Annotated in this window: 20 protein-coding genes; 10 read left to right on the forward strand and 10 right to left on the reverse strand. The window is 64.5% G+C overall.

What is annotated here, in order from left to right; genetic code table 11:
* Positions 1 to 121 precede the first annotated feature (121 nt).
* The 3 genes from HT051_RS14380 (at position 122) to HT051_RS14390 (ending at position 3,844) form a co-directional block, all read left to right on the forward strand.
* Positions 122 to 2,005 (forward strand): Yip1 family protein, encoded by a 1,884-nt coding sequence (locus HT051_RS14380; protein ID WP_174542670.1) that lies wholly within the window; start codon positions 122 to 124, stop codon positions 2,003 to 2,005.
* Positions 2,006 to 2,132: 127 nt separating this feature from the next.
* On the forward strand, positions 2,133 to 2,771 hold the full coding sequence (locus HT051_RS14385; RefSeq protein WP_174542671.1) for a hypothetical protein: 639 nt from the start codon (positions 2,133 to 2,135) through the stop codon (positions 2,769 to 2,771).
* An 80-nt stretch (positions 2,772 to 2,851) separates the two neighbouring features.
* Complete coding sequence (locus tag HT051_RS14390; protein ID WP_174543044.1) at positions 2,852 to 3,844, forward strand: zinc-dependent alcohol dehydrogenase family protein; 993 nt, start codon at positions 2,852 to 2,854, stop codon at positions 3,842 to 3,844.
* Between the two features lie 246 nt (positions 3,845 to 4,090).
* Here HT051_RS14390 and HT051_RS14395 read toward each other — a convergent pair whose 3' ends face one another.
* Positions 4,091 to 4,258, reverse strand: coding sequence for a hypothetical protein (locus HT051_RS14395; protein WP_208454338.1), 168 nt, complete (start codon positions 4,256 to 4,258; stop codon positions 4,091 to 4,093).
* A 176-nt stretch (positions 4,259 to 4,434) separates the two neighbouring features.
* Between HT051_RS14395 and adh the strand changes: the two genes are divergently transcribed.
* Entirely contained in the window at positions 4,435 to 5,955 is a 1,521-nt protein-coding gene (adh, locus tag HT051_RS14400; RefSeq protein WP_174542673.1) for an aldehyde dehydrogenase, read from the forward strand.
* A gap of 224 nt (positions 5,956 to 6,179) precedes the next feature.
* The gene (locus tag HT051_RS14405) at positions 6,180 to 6,545 is read left to right on the forward strand and encodes a DUF779 domain-containing protein (protein WP_174542674.1); all 366 of its coding nucleotides are present in this window, start codon (positions 6,180 to 6,182) and stop codon (positions 6,543 to 6,545) included.
* 17 nt (positions 6,546 to 6,562) lie between these two features.
* On the opposite strand, the gene HT051_RS14410 is transcribed toward HT051_RS14405, so the two are convergent.
* From HT051_RS14410 to HT051_RS14440, 7 genes are all read right to left on the reverse strand, one after another.
* On the reverse strand, positions 6,563 to 7,222 hold the full coding sequence (locus tag HT051_RS14410) for a hypothetical protein (RefSeq protein WP_174542675.1): 660 nt from the start codon (positions 7,220 to 7,222) through the stop codon (positions 6,563 to 6,565).
* 160 nt (positions 7,223 to 7,382) lie between these two features.
* The gene (gene ybaL, locus HT051_RS14415) at positions 7,383 to 9,173 is read right to left on the reverse strand and encodes a YbaL family putative K(+) efflux transporter (protein ID WP_174542676.1); all 1,791 of its coding nucleotides are present in this window, start codon (positions 9,171 to 9,173) and stop codon (positions 7,383 to 7,385) included.
* A gap of 31 nt (positions 9,174 to 9,204) precedes the next feature.
* Positions 9,205 to 11,019 (reverse strand): YbaL family putative K(+) efflux transporter, encoded by a 1,815-nt coding sequence (gene ybaL / locus HT051_RS14420; protein WP_174542677.1) that lies wholly within the window; start codon positions 11,017 to 11,019, stop codon positions 9,205 to 9,207.
* A gap of 129 nt (positions 11,020 to 11,148) precedes the next feature.
* Positions 11,149 to 12,354 carry an MFS transporter gene (locus HT051_RS14425; RefSeq protein ID WP_246810110.1) on the reverse strand — a complete coding sequence of 402 codons (1,206 nt, stop codon included), beginning with the start codon at positions 12,352 to 12,354 and terminating at the stop codon, positions 11,149 to 11,151.
* A 278-nt stretch (positions 12,355 to 12,632) separates the two neighbouring features.
* Complete coding sequence (locus HT051_RS14430) at positions 12,633 to 13,148, reverse strand: copper chaperone PCu(A)C (protein WP_174542678.1); 516 nt, start codon at positions 13,146 to 13,148, stop codon at positions 12,633 to 12,635.
* Between the two features lie 18 nt (positions 13,149 to 13,166).
* Positions 13,167 to 14,336, reverse strand: a complete 1,170-nt coding sequence (locus HT051_RS14435; protein WP_208454339.1) for a hypothetical protein — start codon at positions 14,334 to 14,336, stop codon at positions 13,167 to 13,169.
* 100 nt (positions 14,337 to 14,436) lie between these two features.
* Positions 14,437 to 14,847: a DUF2946 family protein gene (locus HT051_RS14440; RefSeq protein WP_174542679.1), complete on the reverse strand. Its 411-nt coding sequence runs from the start codon at positions 14,845 to 14,847 to the stop codon at positions 14,437 to 14,439.
* 116 nt (positions 14,848 to 14,963) lie between these two features.
* On the opposite strand from HT051_RS14440, the gene HT051_RS14445 reads away from it, so the two are divergent.
* The gene (locus tag HT051_RS14445; protein ID WP_174542680.1) at positions 14,964 to 15,212 is read left to right on the forward strand and encodes a helix-turn-helix domain-containing protein; all 249 of its coding nucleotides are present in this window, start codon (positions 14,964 to 14,966) and stop codon (positions 15,210 to 15,212) included.
* 43 nt (positions 15,213 to 15,255) lie between these two features.
* The gene (locus HT051_RS14450; RefSeq protein WP_174542681.1) at positions 15,256 to 17,007 is read left to right on the forward strand and encodes a SulP family inorganic anion transporter; all 1,752 of its coding nucleotides are present in this window, start codon (positions 15,256 to 15,258) and stop codon (positions 17,005 to 17,007) included.
* A 9-nt stretch (positions 17,008 to 17,016) separates the two neighbouring features.
* On the opposite strand, the gene HT051_RS15225 is transcribed toward HT051_RS14450, so the two are convergent.
* Positions 17,017 to 17,151: a hypothetical protein gene (locus tag HT051_RS15225; protein ID WP_256395772.1), complete on the reverse strand. Its 135-nt coding sequence runs from the start codon at positions 17,149 to 17,151 to the stop codon at positions 17,017 to 17,019.
* Between the two features lie 142 nt (positions 17,152 to 17,293).
* On the opposite strand from HT051_RS15225, the gene chrA reads away from it, so the two are divergent.
* Complete coding sequence (gene chrA / locus HT051_RS14455) at positions 17,294 to 18,517, forward strand: chromate efflux transporter (protein WP_174542682.1); 1,224 nt, start codon at positions 17,294 to 17,296, stop codon at positions 18,515 to 18,517.
* On the opposite strand, the gene HT051_RS14460 is transcribed toward chrA, so the two are convergent.
* Positions 18,514 to 19,470 carry an AraC family transcriptional regulator gene (locus HT051_RS14460; protein WP_174542683.1) on the reverse strand — a complete coding sequence of 319 codons (957 nt, stop codon included), beginning with the start codon at positions 19,468 to 19,470 and terminating at the stop codon, positions 18,514 to 18,516. The genes chrA and HT051_RS14460 overlap by 4 nt on opposite strands.
* 158 nt (positions 19,471 to 19,628) lie before the next feature.
* Between HT051_RS14460 and HT051_RS14465 the strand changes: the two genes are divergently transcribed.
* The gene (locus tag HT051_RS14465; RefSeq protein WP_174542684.1) at positions 19,629 to 20,633 is read left to right on the forward strand and encodes an OmpA family protein; all 1,005 of its coding nucleotides are present in this window, start codon (positions 19,629 to 19,631) and stop codon (positions 20,631 to 20,633) included.
* Positions 20,634 to 20,856: 223 nt separating this feature from the next.
* On the forward strand, positions 20,857 to 21,999 hold the full coding sequence (locus tag HT051_RS14470; protein WP_174542685.1) for a hypothetical protein: 1,143 nt from the start codon (positions 20,857 to 20,859) through the stop codon (positions 21,997 to 21,999).
* The last annotated feature ends 87 nt before the right edge of the window (positions 22,000 to 22,086 follow it).

Below are 22,086 nucleotides of genomic sequence, written 5' to 3' on the forward strand. Positions count from 1 at the left end.
TACCTATGGTTAACAAAGGCTTTAAGGGTTTGTTTCGCGCCGCAGCATCGACTAAAACAAGAGCCGTTGACCGGGCGCTGGGGGGCGTGAACCGGTCCGAGGGTCGGGAGTAGTTGACTGAATGGCTGTGCCCCCTAGTCCGCAAGACGATGCGGCAACGCGGTTTCAACGCGTGCTCGACCGGATGGATTCCGGCAATGAGCGCTTCGACCGCCTGCGCAAAGCCTATCCCAGCCTGATCAAGATCTTCCTGATCTTCTGCTTGGCCAGCCTTTCCTGGTACGCCACCTATACCGGCATGCTGCAGCTCATCACCGCCAATACCGGTGATGTGCCCTTCATCCAGAAAATCGCCATCGGCTTCGCCGTCGCCACGCTGATGCTGATGGTGCTCTACATCCTGGATTCGCTGTTCTCGCCGATGTCCTGGTGGCTGCGTATTCTCTATCTCGTCGGCTATGTGTTCCTGACCCTGATCTCGGTCGGGTTCGGCTTTGGCTTCTTCTGGCAGGTGCTGGAATCGCGCGCCGAGGCAACCCGCTCGGCGGAGGCGGCCATCGGCCAGGTCCAGCAATCGCTGGAGAAGGGCAAGGTGCGGATCAACCAGCTGGGCACCACGCTGGATTCGCTGACCACGCTGTCATCCGAAAAGGCCGTGCAGGAGCGCGAGCAAGGCGGCACCTGCCCCAACTCGCCGCCGGGCGACGGGCCGCGGCGGCGCTTGCGCGACGCGGACGCGGAGAATTTCGCCTTCACCTCAAATTTCATCAAATCGCGCTCCGGGAGCATCGAGACCGATATCGCGGCGCTGAACGCCGACCTCGCCAAGGTGCTGTCGCGCGATCCGTCGACCTTCAACGCGGCGACGGGTAACCGGAACGAGTTCCTGCGCGGGCTGAACCGCAAGCTCGACCTCACCATCACACGCTTCAACGCGCTGAAATCCGATCCGCAGCTTGCCGAGCAGCGAGACAGGCTGGCGGCGCGCTCGGAGCAGACCAGCTTCCCCGACGGGCGCGGCGGCACGTTCGCCTGCCCCGATCCGCAGCTGCAGACGGCGCTTCGCGGCGTGGTGCGGGCGATCGACAGCTTGCCCGTCATCGAGAAGACCGATGTCGCGGCAGTGGAAGGCTCCGAAGCAGTGGTCGAGGCGTTCCGCCGGCTGACCACCACGATGATCGGCGTCTTGCATTTCAAGCTGCCGCCCTCGCCGGACGAGCTGCGCGACCGCCAGCGCCAGGCGATCCAGAGCGCGGAGAACCCGCAAAGCGCCAGCGCCGCACAGCCGGAGGAATCCGCAGGTCTTGGCGAGCGCGACTACATTCCGCTGTTCGTCGCCATCTTCGTCGATTTCTGCCTGCTGCTGGTCTCGGTCAATCGGCCGATCAACCGCTTCCAGAACCTGCTGCATACGGTGCGCGATGCGCGGGACGGGCCGGTGGGCGAGATCCTGACGCGGTTCCACGACCGGCATCAGGACGGGCTGGCGCAGGAATTCGAGGTGTTCCAGCACGCGGTGTTCGATTTCCTCGGCGATTACTATGTCGCCGTGCCGGTGGATGCGCGCAGCATGGAGGCGCTCTACCTGACCAATCTGTTCGTCGGGCTGGAGGGCAAAGGCATCATCGACCGGGCGATGCTGCCGCCGACACCGGTGATCCGCCGCAAGCTCCGCCTGCAGGGCAGCCGCTTCGCCGACGCCTCCGCCTTCCGGCTCTACCGCTTCCGCCATGGCGCCTGGTCGAAGATGGTGCTGGATGCGATTTTGGGCACGCCAGTGCGGGCGAAGGCCGATACGGCGCAAGCAACCTCGGAGCCGCCTTCCCCCGACATGCCCTCGCCCAATGCCCCCTCGCCGGAGAGCGGCAATGGCGCGGCCCGCGGTAACGGCCATAGCCTCACCGAGCGCTTGAGCGATATGGGCTCCGAGCCCGATCCCGACGACGAGCCACCGGCCCTTCCGGGGCCGACAAACGGCAATGGGCGCCGCCCGCCCGAGGTTTAATGGCGCCCCCGTGCCAAAACGGTACGGGGTCAAACCTTCTTTAACTCCCTCCTGCTAATCCTAAGCGTGAACCGCAGCGTTGAGCATAAGCTCTTCGCGCAACCTAAGATTTCCACGAGGGGGAAAGATGCTCGCCAAGGCCGATACAGACCATTGCAAGGATGGCGTAAGCCAGCTCGACAAGCATCTTGATGCGCTGACTCGCTTTCTGGAGCAGGCCGAAGCGACGGCACACCCCGAGACCCGGGGCTTCACTCTGATCATCCGCTCCGCCGAATCCGATCCGGCCCGCGCTGTGGTCGCCATGGCGCAAGAGCTTGCCGCCGCCGGCATCCGGCCGCGCATCGTGCTGGCCAAGCTGGAGCCCTCCGAGGCGCTGCGCGAGCTCGCAGACGCACTCTCCCGTATCTATTCCGACGGCATGGACGATGCCGTGCGTTGGGCCAAGAACCCGAAGTTGCTCGATGCCCATGAGCAGGCCACCTATGGCGCCGATCTGTGCTGGTCGGGCGATGCCATGGGCCGCGATCCCAGCCGGCGCAATGCGCTTTCGCTGTTCGCGGAGGGCACACCCGATATGGTGCGCCTGGCCAAGCTGAGCTTCTCGGCGCTGTGGAGCGCTTCTTCGGAAGTCTCCGAGCGGCGGCTGCGCGCCGGTGCTGCGGAAAAAGCCCTCGAGGCATGCGGCGCCTCTTCGGACAACACGGTCTGGGATGCGGCGCTGGCCCGGCCCGCCGTGCCGGCCTGGCCGCTGATCCGCCACTAACTTTCCTTTGCGATTCCCTGCCGCATCCTCTGGCGTATTCGCGCAGAACGATGCAGCATAGCGACATGCATGCCTCGACTATGCAGGCCATGGTGCTCGATGCACCCGGAAAAGCCCTGCGCTCGACCAAGATCCCGGTGCCGAAGCCGGGCCCCGGTCAAATTCTTATCAAAGTCGCCGCTTGCGGCGTTTGCCGCACGGATCTGCATATCTTCGACGGCGAGCTGACCCATCCCAAGCTGCCGCTGGTGATGGGCCACGAGATCGTCGGCTATGTCGAGGAGATGGGGCCGCAGGTCGGCCAGTTCTCCATCGGCGACCGGGTTGGGGTTCCCTGGCTCGGCTGGACCGACGGCACCTGCCCCTACTGCCTGGCGGGCCGCGAGAACCTTTGCGACGACCCGCGCTTCACCGGCTACGATATCGATGGCGGCTATGCGGCGTTCACCGTCGCCGATCACCGCTACTGCTTCCCGATTCCGGATCGTTACACCGATGCCGAAGCCGCGCCGCTGCTCTGCGCCGGGCTGATCGGCTATCGCTCGCTGAAGCTTGCCGGCGGCTATCCGCAGCGGCTCGGCATTTATGGCTTCGGCGCCGCGGCGCATATCGTGGCGCAAGTCGCCCGCGCCCGCGGCTCGGAGGTCTATGCCTTCACCCGGCCGGGCGATGTGAAGGCGCAGGATTTCGCCCGCAGCCTCGGCGCAGTCTGGGCCGGCGCATCGGACGAGAAGCCGCCGAAAGTGCTGGATGCGGCGATCATCTTCGCTCCCGTCGGCGCGCTGATCCCGGCGGCGCTCCAGGCGGTGAAGAAAGGCGGCGTGGTGGTCTCCGGCGGCATCCATATGAGCGAGATCCCGGCCTTCTCCTACGATCTTCTATGGGAGGAGCGGGTGGTGCGCTCGGTCGCCAATCTCACCCGCGGCGATGCGGAGGAGTTTCTGGCGCTGGCCCCCACCATTCCGGTGAAGACCTCCGTGGTGGAGATCCCGCTGACCGAGGCCAACGAGGCGCTGCGGCGCTTGCGCGAAGGCGAGCTTTCCGGCGCGGCGGTGCTGATCCCCAGCCACTGACGCATTCGCGCCGAATATCCGGTTCGATTCCTAAAAACGCTGAGTGGGCGCCCTGCACCCCCTCCCCCTGAAAGCGGGAGGACGGGGTTAGGGGGCAAGCGGCCGTGCATACACTCTTTCGCCGAATGACGACCCCCCTCTAGCTCCCCCCTTTTAGGGGGGAGGATCCGGCCGCGCATAGCTTCCCGCTTCCCCTAAAAGGGCGAGGATGGACGTGCCTTTCTCCCGGCCGAAGCCCGAAAAAACCTATCTGTCTTTCTTGAGCTCGCCCTTGAAGCCGGGCACGTCGATCTTCACGACGTCGCGCTGGGTCGCGTCGTAATAGAGGTAACCGAGCACGGCGAGCCCGACCAGGGCGGCCCCCAGCAGGAAGGCCAGAACCGTGTTAATGCCGCCGCTCCGATTTGCCATCATCCCTCCAATCGAGCTTTCAACTCCGCCCGCTGCGTCGAATTGCGCTTGGCAGCGATGCCCAAACTTTGGCTCACTCCCTATCTACTAATAGATGGGCTGTCTGCCCCGGAAGGTATAAACTCGCCTTCCCAATAAAAAAGCATAATCAAACCGCTTAGACGGACGGAGGAATCGTCATGTTGCATGAGGTCATTGAAACCCTGAATTCGCGGGTCGCTCTACGCGCCCGATATGACAACTTTATCGGCGGCGAATGGGTCCCGCCGGCAGATGGGCGGTATTTCGACAATATCAGCCCGATTACCGGCAAGCCGGTCTGCCAGGTGGCCCGTTCGAGCGAAGCCGATGTCGAAAAGGCGCTGGATGCGGCCCACGCGGCGAAGGACGCCTGGGGCAAGAAATCGCCGGCTGCGCGGGCGGAGATCCTGAACAAGATCGCCGACCGGATGCAGGAGAATCTGGAGATTCTCGCCCAGATCGAGACCATCGATAACGGCAAGCCGATCCGCGAGACGCGGCTCGCCGACATCCCGCTGGCGATCGACCATTTCCGCTATTTCGCCGCCTGCGTCCGCACTCAGGAAGGCACCATCTCCGAGATCGACGACCAGACCCAGGCCTATCATTATCACGAGCCGCTGGGCGTCGTGGGCCAGATCATTCCCTGGAACTTCCCCATCCTGATGGCGGTCTGGAAGCTGGCGCCGGCGCTTGCCGCAGGCAACTGCGTGGTGCTGAAGCCCGCGGAGCAGACGCCGATGTCGATCATGGTGATGATGGACCTGATCGGCGACCTTCTGCCTGCCGGCGTGGTCAATGTGGTCAACGGTTTCGGCGTCGAGACCGGCAAGCCGCTGGCCCAGAGCAAGCGCATCGCCAAGGTGGCGTTCACCGGCGAGACCACCACCGGCCGCCTGATCATGCAGTACGCGTCGGAGAACCTGATCCCGGTGACGCTGGAGCTCGGCGGCAAATCGCCGAACATCTTCTTCGCCGATGTGATGGCCGAGGATGACGACTTCTTCCAGAAATGCCTGGAAGGCTTCGCCATGTTCGCGCTGAACCAGGGCGAGGTCTGCACCTGCCCCTCGCGCGCGCTGGTGCAGAAGTCGATCTACGAGCGCTTCATGGAGCAGGCGCTCAAGCGGGTGGAGCGCATCCGCCAGGGCGATCCGCTCGATCCGAAGACCATGATCGGCGCCCAGGCCTCCAACGATCAGCTGGAGAAGATCCTCTCCTATATCGATATCGGCAAGAACGAAGGCGCCAAGGTGCTGACCGGCGGCGGGCGTGCCTCGCTCGAAGGCGAGCTGGCCGACGGCTACTACGTCACGCCGACGGTTCTGGAAGGCAACAATAAGATGCGCGTGTTCCAGGAGGAGATCTTCGGTCCCGTCCTCGCCGTCACCACCTTCGAGGATGAGGACGAGGCGCTGGAGATCGCCAACGACACGCTGTACGGCCTCGGCTCCGGCATCTGGACCCGCGACATCAACCGGGCCTATCGCTTCGGCCGCGGCATCCAGGCGGGCCGGGTGTGGACCAATTGCTACCACCTCTACCCGGCGCATGCGGCCTTCGGCGGCTACAAGAAATCGGGTATCGGGCGCGAGAACCACAAGATGATGCTCGACCATTACCAGCAGACCAAGAACGTGCTGGTGAGCTACAGCCCCAAGCCGATGGGCTTCTTCTAGGCCGATTGGAGCCTGCGGGAGGAGGTCTTACCTCCTCCCGTCATTGCCGGGCTTGACCCGGCAATCCATGCCGTTTCATTGCCGCGTTCTCTGACCATCGCGTGCCCCGGAGCACATCGACGGGTAACGGCGTGGATGCCCGGATCAAGTTCGGGCATGACGACGGAATGTGACGCAGACCCTACCTTCCTTTCCGCGAGGCGGAGTGAAAGGAGATCGCGAACATGGTCGAAAGAGTGATCGCCACCGACGCCGCGCTCGATCTGATCGAGACGCTGAAGAAGACCCACGGGGACTTGATGTTCCATCAATCCGGCGGGTGCTGCGACGGCTCGGCGCCGATGTGCTATCCGGCCGGCGAATTCAAGACCGGCACCAACGACGTCTATCTCGGCGAGATCGGCGGCGCGCCGGTCTATATCGACGGCGACCAGTTCGAATACTGGAAGCACACCCAGCTGATCATCGACGTGGTGCCGGGGCGCGGCTCGGGCTTCTCGCTGGAAGCGCCGGAAGGCTTGCGTTTCCTGACCCGCGGCCGGGTGTTCTCCGACGAAGAAGCCGACCAGCTCGAAGCGACAGGCTCTTAAGCGACTCCCCCGGCTAGCTAGTCCGAATCTGATTCATCAGATTCGGTCAAATCCGGCAGCCCAAGAGCATCTGGTGGAGGAAGCTGTGGTTTTGCGTCTTGTTCCGACCGGCGGAGGCCGGATAAGGCTCCAGCGAGTTTTTCAAGCAGCTTCACAGCAGGCTCAAGATTCTTCGCTCCTTTTCCAACAGCCTCTGTCACAACGAGCAGTGCGTCAACGACGGCATCAAGTTTTGCCCGGTTGCGACCAATTTCGCGTTGGAGGTCATTCAAACGCTTGAGAATCGCCTCTCTTAGACGTTCTTCAACATCAGCGTTTTGCACGACTTTCCGGATATGAGCGATATAGCTTGACGCCTTATCCCTCCAGTCTTCGTCAAGCGAGACAAATTTTTGAGCGAGTTCTCCATCTAGATCGAATATGTGAGCGGCATAAACTGCATTTAAAAAATCATCAACTTGGTAGAGCTTTCCAAGAACAGAATCTCTACCTATAGATGACGGATCTCCATCAACTCTTGCGACAGAGAAATCTTCAATCTCCAGCGCTTTTGCTAACTCGCAAACACTATTAATATAGGAAGCTGCACGCAACACTTCAGTTTCCGACCCTCTAAGATCGCTTAACCGCATTCTATGCTGCTGCGCCAATCTAAAGAACTCGACCATTCGGTTCATAATCTGTGCTCCGTGCGGTGATTCAAGCTAGAACCTACCAGATCGTGCCCCCGCCGCAGCACCGGAAGGCTTGCGCTTCCTGACCCGCGGCCGGGTGTTCTCCGACGAAGAAGCCGACCAGCTCGAAGCGGCGGACTAGCCGGCACCTCGCCGGCTCGCGCTATTCCCCATTCCCCGCCGGCGCCGGCCGGGTGGGCTGTTTCGGCCCGCGCAGCGAGGTCTGCACGAATTCGGTGGAAGGCGGGGCTCCGGCAGCGCGCGCCATGGCCTCGGCGATGGGCGTGACGGAATTCAGCATCGCCTTGGCGATCTCATGCTCGCCCATCACCACGATGCTGGCGCCGTGCTTGATCAGATGCTCGATCTCGGCCTCCGAATGAGCCCGGGCCACGATCAGCAGGTTCGGATTGATGTCGCGCGCCTGCTGCACCACCTGGCCGCCTTCGAACGCATCGGGAATGGCGACGAGAAGACAGCGCGCGTCTTTCAGATTGGCGGCGGCCACCACCTCCGGATCCGCCGCATTGCCCTGGATGGCTTCGATGCCCTGGTCGTTCAGCTCCTTCACCGCATCGGGGTTGTCCTCGACGACGAAGAGCGCCGGCGCGCCGGGCGGCAGGCTCTCGGTGATGTAGGTGCCGACCCGGCCATGGCCGATCAGCACGATGTGGCCGGTGAGCTCGGTCGGAGCGATGGGCTCGCGGGTGAGTGCCTCCTCCTCGATCTCCTCGCTCGTCGGCGGCTGATCGGGGCGGCTGCGCTCTTTGCGGCGGAGCAGCTCCTCGATGCCGGCGAAGAGCAGCGGATTGATCAGGATGGAGAGGATCGCCCCGGCGAGGATCAGGTCGCGCCCGTCCTCGGGAAGCATATCCAGGCGCACACCGAGATTGGCGAGGATGAAGGAGAACTCGCCGATCTGCGCCAGGCAGGCCGTGACCACCAGGGAAGTGTTCAGATTGTGGTGGAACAAGCGCACCACGAGAAAGGCCGCCACGGATTTGCCGAACACGATCAGCGCCACGGTGGCGAGCAGCGCAAGCGGGGCGTCGGTGACGATGGTCGGATCGAACAGCATGCCGACCGAGACGAAGAACAGCACGGCGAAGGCGTCGCGCAGCGGCAGGGATTCCTGCGCGGCTTGCTGGCTGAGCTGGGACTCCGACAAGAGCATGCCGGCGAAGAAGGCGCCGAGCGCCAGGGAGACGCCGAACAGCTCGGCCGCGACGAAGGCGGCGCCGAGCGCGATGGCGAGCACCGCGAGGCGGAACAGCTCGCGATTGCCGGTATGGGCGACGTAATGCAGCGCGCCGGGGATCACCTTCTTGCCGACGACGAACATCAGCAGCGTGAAGGCGGTGATCTTGGCCAAGGTCAGCCCGACCGGCCAGGCGAGCTCGGAGACGGACAGGCTCTCTGCGCTGCCCTTTATCAGCGGAGCGAGCGCCGGCAGCAGCACCAGGACCAGCACCATGGCGATATCCTGCACGATGAGCCAGCCGACGGAGATGCGGCCGCGCTCGGTATCGAGCAGTCTTCGCTCCTGCAAGATGCGCAAGACGACGACGGTACTGGCCACGGAAAGACACAGGCCGAGGATCAGCCCGGCGCCGACGCTCCAGCCGAGGCTCCAGCTCAGCAGCATGGCCAGAGGGATCGAGATGGCGATCTGGGCCAGGGCGCCGGAGATGGCGATGGCACGGACCGAGAGCAGATCCTCGAGCGAGAAATGCAGTCCGACGCCGAACATCAGCAAGATGATGCCGACCTCGGCGAGCTGCATGGCGAGGTTGATATCGGCGACGAAGCCGGGGGTGAACGGGCCAACGCAGATACCGGCGACCAGATAGCCGATGAGCGGCGGCAGCTTCAGCCGCTGGGCCAGCACGCCGAACACGAAGGCCAGCAAGAGGCCAAGGGTGATCGTATAGATCAGTGGCGTGGAGTGGGGCATTGCTCGGGTCTCATTCTACTCTTCAGGTGCCTCACGCTTTGCTCCCCGGCGGGGTCTTCTCGCGCCCTGACGGGGTCTTCGCGCTGCGGCGCTTGGCCGGACCGGCCGGTCTCGATCGGGTGCCGGATTTCGGCTGCGTCTTGCGGCTCGTCTTGGCGGGCAGCTTCTTCGGGCGCGCCACTGCGGAGCGGATCATCGCTTCGTGCAGCATAGCCTTAGCGACCTCGTCCTTGTCGGTCACCACCACATCGGCGCCAAGCTTAGCGAGGTGTTCCACCTCGTCCTCCGAATGGGCGCGGGCGACGACGACGAGCTTGGGGTTGATGGCCTTGGCCTGCTCCACCACCTGGCCGCCCTCGAACCCGTCGGGGATGGCGATCAGCAGGCTGCGGGCCTTGTTCAGATTGGCAGCGGCGATCACCTCCGGATCGGCGGCATTGCCCTGGATGGCCTCGGTGCCCCGCTCCTTCAAGGCGGCGACATCCTCCGGATCGTCCTCAATGACCAGCACCGGACTGTCGGTCTCGCGCAGCAGATCGCCGATCACGCCGCCGACCTCGCCATGGCCGATCAGCACGACATGATCCTTCAGCGTGGTGTGGGGGACGGGCTCGCGCACCGCGGTGGCAGCCTCCTCGCCACTTGCCGCCTGTTCGCGGCGTGCCAAGAGCCGGTCGAGCCCGGCGAAGATCAGCGGGTTCAGCAGGATGGAGATGATGGCGCCGGCGACAATCAGGTCGCTGCCCTGGCGCGGCAGGATCTCCAGCGTCAGGCCGAGGGTGGCGAGGATGAAGGAGAACTCGCCGATCTGCGCCAGCGAGGCGGCAATGGTGAGGCCGATAGTGTTGGAATAGCCGAAGGCGCGGACGATGGCGTAAGCGGCGAGCGACTTGCCGACAACGATGATGCCGACCGTGGCCAGCACGGGCAGCGGCTCGCGCAGCAGGATCGCCGGATCGAACAGCATGCCGGCGGCGACGAAGAACAGCACCGCAAAGGCATCGCGCAAGGGAAGCGTCTCCTCGGCGGCGTGCTGGCTGAGGGCGGATTCGCTCAAGATCACCCCGGCGAAGAAGGCGCCAAGCGCGAAGGAGACATCGAACAGCTCGGCGGCGCCGAACGCGGTGCCGAGCGCGATCACCAGCACCGAGAGGCGGAACAACTCGCGGCTTCCGGTATGGGCGATGTAATGCAGCAGCCAGGGGATCACCTGCTTGCCGACGAGCAGCATAGTGGCGATGAAGGCGGCGATCTTGGCCAGTGCGATAGCGAGATCGCGCACCACCGCGACGGCGCTGGGGGCCGCGCCGCCAGAGTCTGCCAGAGCGCCGGCCATGGCAGGGAGCAGCACCAGCGCCAACACCATGGCCAGGTCTTCGACGATGAGCCAGCCGACGGCGATGCGGCCGCGCTCGGTCTCCACCAGCCGGCGCTCCTGCAACGCGCGCAAAAGGACGACGGTGCTGGCGACGGAAAGCGCAAGACCGAAGACGAGACCCGCGCCGGGCGTCCAGCCGAGCCAATGGCCAAGCCCCATACCGAGCAGCGTGGCGAAAGCGATCTGCACCACGGCACCGGGGATGGCGATGTTGCGCACCGAGAGCAGGTCTTTGAGCGAGAAATGCATGCCGACGCCGAACATCAGCAGGATGACGCCCATCTCGGCGAGCTCGGCGGCGAGGTCCTGATCGGCGACATAGCCCGGCGTGAACGGGCCGACGAGGATGCCGGCGACGAGATAGCCGATAAGTGGTGGGAGCTTGATGCGCTGGGCAATGACGCCAAAGACAAATGCAAGCAGCAAGCCGAGCGTGATCGTGGAGATCAGCGGTGTTGCATGCGGCATCTATCGGCTCACCTTCGTGTTTCGAGCTTTGCGCTCGCCGGAGCCTCTACCGTGACAACGAAACGGAAGGCGGACAAGCGCTTTGGCTTCGTTTTCGCCGGTCTCGCGACGAAATATCGGGAAGCGTGCTTAATCGACGGGCGGGGTGAGCAGCGGCGGCTTGCGCCCGCGCGGGCCGCGGCCGAAGCGGCCGATGATCACCGCAAGGGCGATGGCGATGATCAGCGCGATGGTAAGCGAGATGCTGGAGAGCGCCACGACGCCCGGCCAGTGATAGGCCGACCAGGCGAGCCCGCCCAGGAACCCCATCAGGCTGGAGCCGGTGTAATAGGCGAAGAGATAGAGCGAGGAGGCCTGGGCCTTGGCGTGCTCGGCGCGCACGGCCACCGAGCTCGCCAGCACCGAATGGGCGCCATAGAAGGCGAAGGTGAGCAGGGTGAGCCCGGCAAGGATCATCCAAAGCCCCTCGGCAAGCGTCATCAGCACGCCGGCAAAGATCATGGCGACGAGAGCCCAGAGCACCCGCGCCCGGCCGAGCTTGGCGGCGAAGTCGCTGACGAAAGCGGAGGTGAGAATGCCGATCACCGAGATGCCGAAGATCAGGCTGACCGCAGTCTGGCTGAAATTATAGGGGGGCTCCATCAGCCGGTAGCTGGAATAATTGTACATCGAGACGAAGACGCCCATCAGCAGGAAGCCTTCGACGAACAGGCTGACCAGCACCGGCTCCTTCAGATGGCGTGCGAAAGAGGAGAGGATGGTGTTCAGCCGCGGCGCGCTTTCGCGGAAATGGCGCGAGGCGGGTAGCGCCTTCCAGAACACCACGCTGGAGATCAGCGCCAGCACGCCGATGACGAAAAGCCCGATGCGCCAATGGCCGAAATCGGCGGCGAAGCCGGCGATGAAGCGGCCGCCCAGAGCGCCAAGCCCGGTGCCGGCGATATAGAGCCCCATGGCGAGGCCGGAGGATTTGGCGTCGATCTCCTCGCCGACATAAGCCATGGCGGCGGGCGGCAGGCCGGAGAAGGTGATGCCGGCCAGCGCGCGCAAGATGAGCAGCGTGTTCCAGTCCGGCGCGAAGGCGGTCGCCATCATCAAGGCGGAGGAGGCGAACAGCGAAGCGATCATCACCGGCTTTCGCCCGAACACTTCCGACAGCGAGCTGGCCGCCAGCATGGAGACGGCGAGAAACTGGGTGGTGACCGAAAGCGATAGGCTCGCCTCGGCGGGGGTGACGCCAAAATCGTCGGAGAAGACGGGGAGGATCGGCTGCACGCAGTAGATCAGCGCGAAGGTGGTGAAGCCCGCGGCGAACAGCGCGATATTGACCTTCACGAAGTCGCCGCTGCCGCGGACGATCTTCGCCGCAGGCGGTGCATCGGTGGCGTCGGAAGGCTTATGAGGAATGCGGGCGATGGTGCGAGGTCTCGCAAGACGTGGACGGTTACAAGCGGAGCATGCCGCAGAGAGCCCATCAAGCGACTTAACGTTTCTACGATTTTTGTAGGATGTGCGCCATGCGACGGTTATCGGCGGCGGCCCAAAAGCGAAACGCGCCTGGCGGTGAGCCAAGCGCGTTTCAATTGCTGAAGCTGATCTTCCAGACCAATCGTCTAGTGATCGCCGTGATCGTGCTGGTGATCTTCCATCGCGTCGTCGCTTGAGGACGGGGCCCCGATCGCCTCCACCTTGAAGGTCACCTCGACATCGCCGGCCTTTTCGAAATGCAGCACCGCCTTGAACGGCTCGCCTTTGACGATGGGCTGCTTCAGCCCCATCAGCATCAGGTGATTGCCGCCGGGCTTCAGCTCCACCGTCTTGCCGGCCGGGATCTCCAGACCGTCCTTCAGATGGCGCATCTTCATGACGCCGTCGGTCATGGTCATCTGATGCACTTGCAGCATCTTGGCGATGGGGGTGGTGCCGCCGGTCAGGCGGTCGGCCTCCGCCCCCTTATTCTCGATCTTCAGATAGCCGACGCCGACCTCGACGCCGCCGGGAGTGGCCCGCGACCAGGGGTGGACGATCTTCAGACCGTCTTTGGTAACGTCATGGGCGATGGCGCCCGTGCCAGCGAAGGCGGCGAGCGCGAAAGTGAGCGCCAATGCGCCGCGAAGGATCCAAGACATTTCCTTGCTCTTCCTCATCTAGAAGCTCTTCTGCCAGCCGACGGTCATGGTCCAGTCGGTCTCCATCTGCGGGCCGTTCAGGTCCTGATAGACGGGCAGGCCGAATTCGAAAGCCAGGCGCTGGCCGCGCAAGACGCCGCGCTGGCCGACCATATTGGCGCCGAGCAGAAGCTGCACCTCGTCGCCGCCATAGAAGGCGGGGTTGGCGGTCTGCACCGGGGCCACGATGTTGGGATCGATGCCGTCGATCGGATCTTGGGTCGAGGCATCGATCCGGAACGAGGTGCTGATCCAGGGTGCCCATTCATAGGCCGCCCAGGCGGTCACCTCATGCTTGTCGCCCCAGGCATAGCCTTCGTCATTGGCACTCTCCAGCGGAAGCGTGGCGATATATTGCGCGCCCCAGGAGACGCTGCCCTTGCGGCCGGTATAGGTGATGCCCGGCATCAGATCGTAGGTGCCGGTGCCGAGCTGCATGGAATAGGGCAGCCGCATTGTGGGCCGCATGCCCATGGGCGTCAGCACCCTGCCCTCCTCGTCGATACTGCCGGTGGGCAGGCTCAGGCCGAGATTGAGATGCAGGTGATTCACCGCATCGTCATGCAGCCGGTAGAGCGCGGAGATCTTGGTGTCGCCGATGCCGCTCGCCCCGGTCGAGAAGGTGCCGAGCCGGGTGGTGCCCATCATCCCCTGATAGGTGAGGAGGTCCATGTTCTTGTCGAGATAGGTGACCATGGCCATCAGGGTGAGGTTATCGGTCGGTGCATACATGGCCCCGAACATGTGCATGTCCATGTTCATCTCGGTGGGCACGACGCGCAATGTCGGCGGCTGCATCGGCGCGCCGAAGAAGCGGTTCGGCACCGTGGTGACGATATGGTCGGGCGAGACGCTGTCGTCGCCGATCCGGTTCCCCTCCATGCCCATATGCATATAGCGGTAGGAGAGCATCCACTCGCCGGCATGATGCATATGATCGCCCATCACGCCGATGGGGCCGTGGCTGTCGGCGCGGATGGCATGCTCGTTTCCGATGCTCAAAGCGGTGCCGGGCGGCAGGCTATAGTCGTGGGCTTTGGCATCGTCGGGCGCAAAAAAGGCGCCGAGCGAAAGGGTGATAGCCGCCGCGAGCTCGGCTGGGCTCACGCGGCGCCGGTCCATGGAGGCCGGCAATTTTCCAACAAGCATTGTTCTTCGATCCTTGAAATCCGAACGTAAAAATACAGCCGTCCGAACCGGCTTGGCGCGAAGCTTGCGCGGGTCGGGAGAGACGGCAGGTGATCAGACGTCAGGACGAGAAAGGCGGATCGTGGCCCTTGCGGATGAACGGACGGCGCCCTTGGCTCGTCGCCGTTTCGGCATCGAAGTGAAGCGCGATCCAGACTTTGGGCCCCTCGAGGGCCGGCGCATCGGGCAGGAGCGGGGTGACCGCACCGGCGACGCCCTGGCAGACCGGGCAGGATTTGCCCGGGTCCGGCAGATGCGAATTCTCGATCGGCTGGCCGTCCTGATCGACGGCGACGACGCGCGGGCCGCTCGAGGTGCACAGCACGATGGTCTGGGCGGCGAGCTCCGGCGCCAGCAGCCGGGCGAGCGCCATGGCCGGCACCTGCCAGGCAAGCAGGCAGGTATAGAAAACCAGCGTGGCGATCATCGAGAGGACGACCGGGCGCTGGCGCATGGCCCTTAAGCGCTTCATGGCCGGCATATTGGCAAAACCGCATCCCGCAGGCTAGAAGATGCGAACAGGTGATGTATAAAACATCATTCATGATGTCGCATACCAAAATAGCCATGGATGAGATATAGATCGCTGTGATTACAGCCGCTCAAATGCGTGCCGCCCGGGCACTGCTCAAGCTCGATCAACGGGGCTTGGCGAAGCTTTCCGGCGTCTCGCTCCCCACGATCCAGCGCATGGAGGCCAGCGAAGGCACGGTGCGCGGGGTGGTGGACAGCCTCACCAAGGTGGCGGAGGCGCTGGACCGTGCCGGAATCGAGCTGATCGGCGAAGGTGCGGCGAGCATGGGCGGCGGCCGCGGCGTGCGGCTCAAGGGCGAATAACGGCCGGACCCCGGCCTCAAGGGACGACGAAGCGGCAACAGACATGGCGAGCCCCGCGCAGGAGCCGAGCTTCAAAGCGCTCTTCACACCGAAGCTGATCACGGTGCTGAGGGAAGGCTATGGGCTGTCCGATTTCCGCGCCGACGCCATTGCCGGGCTCACCGTCGCCATTGTCGCCCTGCCGCTTTCCATGGCCATCGCCATCGCCTCCGGGGTGACGCCGGATCGCGGGCTTTATACGGCGATCATCGGCGGGTTTCTGATTTCCGCACTCGGCGGCAGCCGGTTCCAGATCGGCGGCCCGGCCGGCGCCTTCATCGTGGTGGTGGCGACCACCGTGGCGGTGCACGGGGTGGAGGGGCTGCTGCTCGCCACCATGATCTCCGGCGTATTTCTGATGCTCGCCGGTTTCCTGCGCCTCGGCACCTTCGTGAAGTTCATCCCCTACCCCGTCACCGTCGGCTTCACTGCGGCCATCGCGCTGATCATCTTCGCAAGCCAGATCAAGGAGCTTCTGGGCCTCGCCATGCCGAATGGAGAGCCGGGCCCGCTTCTGCCCAAGCTGGTGGCGCTGTGGGACGCACTGCCCAGCATCAGCGTCTCGGCCGTGGTGCTGAGCCTCGCCAGCATCGTCGTCATCATGGGCTTGCGCCGCACCCGGCCGGGCTGGCCTTCCATGCTGATCGCTGTGGTCGGCGCCTCGCTCGCCGCCTGGGGGCTGGGGCTGGATGTGGAGACCATCGGCACGCGCTTCGGCGGCATTCCGGCCTCGCTGCCGAGCCCGGCCTTGCCGGAAATCAGCCTTGCCAAGGCCATCGCGGTGCTGCCGGCGGCGGCCTCCTTCGCGCTGCTCGGCAGTATCGAGAGCCTGCTCTCCGCCGTGGTCGCCGACAGCATGACCGGGCGGCGGCACCGCTCCAATTGCGAGCTGGTGGCGCAAGGCATCGCCAATATCGCCGCACCGCTGTTCGGCGGATTCTGCGTCACCGGCACCATCGCGCGCACGGCAACCAATATCCGCTCCGGGGCACGGGGCCCCGTCTCCGGCATGCTGCATTCGGGCTTCCTGCTGCTGTTCCTGGTGGTGGCCGCGCCGCTTGCCGCCTTCATTCCGCTGGCGGCACTGGCCGGCGTGCTCGCCACCGTCGCCTGGAACATGTCGGAGCGGCATGCTTTCGCAACGCTGCTCAAGGCCAGCCGGGGCGATGCGGTGGTGCTGCTGGTCACCTTCCTGCTCACCGTGTTCGTCGACCTCACCACCGGCATTCTGGTCGGCTTCGCCGCCGCCTCGCTGCTCTTCCTGCACCGCATGTCGCAATCGGTGGAGGTGGAGGCGGGGCTCGCCTTGGAGGATAAGGCCGACCGGATCGAGGGGGAGGCGCGGGAGGCGTACGATCCTTCCGAGGCGGGCGGGCGCGAGATCGCGGTCTGCCGCATCTCCGGCGCGTTCTTCTTCGGCGCTGCGGCGAGCGTCGCCAATGCGCTGGAGCGGATCGCCGCCAAGCCCAAAGCCTATGTCATCGACGTCTCGGCAGTGCCGTTCCTGGATTCCACCGCGGCGGCGACCATCGAAGGCTTCCTGCGCAAAGGACTGCAGCGGGGCACGGCGATCTTCATCTCCGGCGCCAATCCGGCGATCCGCAAGATGCTGCACGCGCAAGGGCTGAAGCCGCCGGAGGTGCATTTCCGAAAAGACCTGCCCACCGCCATGACGGCGGCACGCAAGGCGATCGACGAAGCCAAGGCGGCATCCGCCGTGGCCGCCGCGGAGAGCGCCGACGACGCCGCATTCTGAGCGGAGCGTCTATCCCGCGTCGGCAAGATAGGCGCCGAGTTGATCCATCGTTCCGCTCCAGCCCTGCACCATGCTTCCGCTGTTCTCCTCGAAGGCCTTGCCGCTAGGCACATCGGCAAAGCTGAAAGTGGAAAGCAGGGTCAACGGCGATCCGGAGCAGCTTCGCGAAGAGCTCAGAGCCCTGTCATAAATGTCATAGAGGCTTCACCGGGTTTCGCCATGGTCCGGCTCCCAGCATCACGGCGTTTGCCGTAAACTGACGCGTCGAGGCAACGGACGGGTGAGCATGACCAGCACAGCGGACGCTCCCTCTGGCGCATCGCGCGGATCGGCGGGCGAAGTCTTCGGCGCCTTTCTCAAGCTCGGGCTGACCTCATTCGGCGGACCCGTCGCGCATCTCGGCTATTTCCGCGACGAGCTGATCCTGCGACGGCGCTGGATGGATGACGGCGCCTATGCCGATCTGATCGCGCTTTGCCAATTCCTGCCCGGCCCGGCGAGCAGCCAGGTGGGGTTTGCGCTCGGGCTTTACCGGGCGAAGACCTTGGGCGCTTTGGCGGCTTGGTGCGCCTTCACGCTTCCCTCGGCCATCGCGCTCGTGATCTTCGCATTCGGCGCGGCGGCGTTCGGCGGGCCTGTCGGGGAGAGTATCCTGCACGGGCTGAAGCTGGTGGCCGTCGCGGTGGTGGCGCAAGCGGTTTACGGCATGGCACGGAGCCTTTGCCCCGATGCTGTGCGCGCCGGGATCGCAGTCGCCGCCGCGGTGCTGGTGCTATTCCTCGCCAGCGCACTGGGGCAGATCGCGGCCATCGTTCTCGGCGTCCTCGCGGGACTCGCGCTTTGCCGGGGGGAAACGGTGCAGCCGAGCGCCACGCTGGGCTTCCCGGTCTCGCGGGGCGTTGGCGTTCTCGCGCTCATCGCCTTCTTCGGGCTTTTGATTGGCCTCCCCTTCGCGGCGAGCCTTTCGGGCGCACAAGGCGTCGCCTATGCGGATGCGTTCTACCGCGCAGGCGCGCTGGTGTTCGGCGGCGGCCATGTGGTGCTGCCGCTGCTGCAGGCGGAAGTCGTGCCGCCTGGCTGGGTCAGCGAGGATGCGTTCCTCGCCGGTTACGGTGCGGCGCAGGCCGTGCCCGGACCGCTCTTCACCTTCGGCGCCTATCTCGGCGCGGCCGTGGGGCCGGAACCCAACGGCATCGCCGGCGCCGCGCTCTGCCTGGTGGCGCTGTTTCTGCCCGGCATGCTGCTTCTGGTCGGCGCGCTTCCGTTTTGGGATGCGCTTCGCGGCCGCCCGCTAGTGCAGGCGGGCATGCGCGGGGCCAATGCGGCTGTGGTCGGTATCCTCGCCGCTGCGCTCTATCATCCGGTCTGGCAAAGCGCGGTGCTGGGACCGAAGGATTTCGCCCTGGCGCTCGCCGCCTTCGTCGCGCTCACCGTGTGGAAACTCCCGCCCTGGATCGTCGTCGTGCTGACGGCGCTTGGCGCCGCGGGAATTGCCGCGTTTGCCGGCTAGCGGCGGAGGACGGCGCTGGGCGGGACGCCGAAGCGGCTGCGGAAGGCGTGGGTGAAGCTCGCCTGATGGGTATAGCCGATGCGCCAGGCGATCTCCTTGATCGAAGCGCGTCCTTCAAGCAGCGCGGCCTTGGCGTAATCGAGCCGGGCATTCTGCAAGGCTTGGAACAGGCTCACGCCGAAGCGGGCTCGGAAGGCCGCCTGGAGCCGGCGCGGCGCCATGCCGGCCTCTGCGGCGAGGACGATCAAATCGGGGGGATTGCGCAAGTCGGCGAGCAGCTTCTCGCGCACCCGGTCGAGAGCGCGCTCCTCCTGAACGGTCAGACCGCGGGTCTCCCCCCTGCCATCTTCGGCCAGCCCCTCCAAGGTCGCAGAGACGGCTTGCAGGGCCGCACCTTCAATCGCCATACGGCGGATGCTGCTCTTTCGCCTTGTGCCGGCGACCTCGGCCGCGAGGCTATTGAGGTAGGCGGCAGCGGCGGGCGGCACAGGAAGCGCGCCCGGCTCTTGCGACAGAAGCAGCCGGCGCAGGCGGCGCGGCACGCTCCCCCCGAACCATTCGGCGAGTTGAGCCTCCGATAGGTCGATGCTGACGATCTTCAGCGGCGTATCGGCCGGGGCGGCCCAGCCGGTGATGCCGCCGGAAGCGAACAGAAAGGCGGCGGGCCTGGCCGGATCGAGCGCCAGATCGCGGCTCCTCTGCCCGGAATAGAAGGTGCAGGCGCCGGAAGCGAGGCATTGCAGGTAAAGCGCAGCCTCGCCGTTTGGCGGCGCTTCGAATGCGGTCTCCGCCTCGCAGCACGCCTCGACGCCGCACACCGCAAACCCATCGCTGAAGGAGAGCCGTTCGCATGCGGCGGCATAGCTCGGCGATTGGAACGTCGCCGCCCCTTCGCGCGGGGCACGGACGCGGGCTTGCTCTTTATCGAGCTGCCAATCGGTGCTGGGTTGCATTGACGCCTCTATACTCGGAAAATCACAAACGATTGTGCATTCTCATAAGGAATTTGCGTGGAAACAATGGCGCTACGTCGTCCAAGACTCCAGCGAGACTCCTTGCGGGCCCGCGGCGGACCGACGACTTGCACCAAAATCGAGGGACGAATTCAGTGATGAGACGCATTGCCAGCTTTCTGATCGCCGGAATGATGCTCGTTCTCGGCACCTTTCCTGCCACTGCCCAAGAGGCCTGCCAGGACGCCGAAGGCGTCTCCGACTATCCGGGCATTCCCCGCTACGAGGGCTCCTGTCTGATCGGCTACGAGCATAAGAGCTTCGATGCCTACGATCTGCCATTGGGGCCGGCGGTGAAGAAGGACGGCAAGTGGACCGCCGAGACGGTGCAGGAACTGGAAGGCGAGATGACCCGGCTGCTCTACGTGGCGCCGAAGGGCCGCTCTACCCTGGAGGTCTACCGCAACTACCAAAAGGCACTAAAGGAGCGCGGCTTCGAGACCCTGTTCGCTTGCTCGGGCGAGGAGTGCGGCACGTGGAACAGAGCTTTCGGTCAGTGGGTGATCTATCCGCGCGAGCGGCAGCTCGCCACCAGCGGCCAGGTTTCGGGCATGGCTTTCTCCGGCCTGTCGGACGATCACTATCTGGCCGTGCGCAACAAGGAGGGCACGCTCTATGTCGGGCTCTACGTGGCGCAGAACAATTTCAGCTATTTCAAGCAGACCTTCGAGCACGCCATCGTGCATCTCGACATCATGCAGGTCGCTGCCATGGAAGAGAAGATGGTGGACGCCGATGCGATGGCGAAGAGCATCGCCGAGACCGGCAAGGTGGCGCTGAACAATATCTATTTCGACTTCGCCAAGGCGACTTTGAAGCCGGAATCGAACGAAGCGCTGACCGAGATGGCGAAGCTGCTTTCCCAGCACCCCGATATGTCGGTCTATATCGTCGGCCATACCGACAGTGTCGGCTCTTACGAAGCGAACCTCGCCTTGTCGCGCGCCCGCGCCGAGGCGGTGGTGGCGGCGCTCTCCGGCCAGCACGGCATCGCGCAGGGGCGGATCATTCCGGCAGGGGTCGGACCGCTGGCGCCGGTCGCAAGCAACAGCTCGGACTCGGGCCGGGCGCAGAACCGGCGCGTGGAGCTGGTGCAGCGCTAAGCCCTGCCCCGCGCGGTTTCGCATCTGCCCTCCTGGCGCTTCGGGAGACATGTCTCACGCGCGTTCATTTTACCGTGACCTGAGGCCTTTCAAGCTTGCCTTCCGCCTGCGAGAGCGCGAGCCTTGTTGCACGTCATGCTGGTGCCGGAAGAGACGGCGCAACGCTCATAAGCCCGCAGCCGGCATCGGCTTCTGCTGAGATGAGATATGGGAGAAGCGTTCGATGCCGTGCATTTCATTCCGGGGCTTCGCTCCGGCATTTCGCGTTGGGGCAATTGCCCTGACGACGTGTTTTCTCTTCGCCTTTGCCCTCGCCCTGCCCGCCGCGGCCGAGGACGGCGAATTCGACAATCTTTGCGCCATGGGGCTCGCCACCGGTCAGGTGGTGGAGACCGATTGCTCGATCAATTGGACGAATCCCGCCGGCAAGACCTATTGCTTCGGCTCGGAGGGCTCGAAGACCGCCTTCCTGGAGAACCCGGACGAAAACCTGGAAAAGGCCAAGGAGTTCTTCATCGCCAAGGACCTGGCGGCCAACGGCGCTGAAGAAGGCGCCGCGGTGGGGATGGGCGAGCATGACGCGATGGGCCATCAGGCCAGCCCGATGAGCGCCAAGCCGCAGACCCTCTCCAAGGAATTCACCGAGGAGGATGTGAACCAGGCGGTGAAGCAGGTGATGGATGCCCGCAGCGAAGACGGGGTGTTCCAATTCCACGATCCGCGCATCAACCAGGATTTGGATCTGGTGTTCGAGAAGACCCGTATCGTCCGCGGCATGGCGGGCTATGGCTGGTTCGCCAATCTGATCTTCCACGACGAGGCCGAACCGAAGAAGCAATACGCGCTCGACTTCTGGTTCAAGCCGGAGGGCGAAAAGCTCAAGCTGATGGATATCCGGGTTCAGAAGGGGCCGAAGCGCGACGGCGACGGCTGGATCATGGTCACCCGGCTTCCCGTGGCCTGGTGGTGGCTGCCGGTCTCCGAGCATCCCGGCGAGACGGAGGTGATCCGCGCCTGGCACGTGATGAGCGCGGTGCATAACTACATCGCCGATCACAAGGAGAAGGGCGGCGCGCTGATGGTCGAGAACGAGGAAACCGGCCAATCGGTACCGCTGGAATTCGTCGAGATCCACCAGCCGGTGCGCCGGCTGAAGAAGGACGGCGAGTATTTCATCTGCACCGACTTCCGAAAGAAGGGCACCCAGAACGAGTACTACGACATCGATTTCTGGGTCGACGACAAGACCGGCGAGCTGAAGGTCAACAAGATCAAGATGCACAAGGTGCCGGTGGAGGAAGACGGCATCTGGCAGCAGAAGATGCTCTACGACTTCAAGGACATGGATTTCGACATCACCAATTGATGGTGCGTCTCTCGCGTAGGGCCCCGGCGCCGCACGCGTCGGGGCTTGCCGTTTTTCTCTCTATCCATCGCCAACGCTGAGACCGGG

It is taken from the genome of Methyloligella sp. GL2 (assembly GCF_013341275.1).
Classification (GTDB): domain Bacteria; phylum Pseudomonadota; class Alphaproteobacteria; order Rhizobiales; family Methyloligellaceae; genus Methyloligella.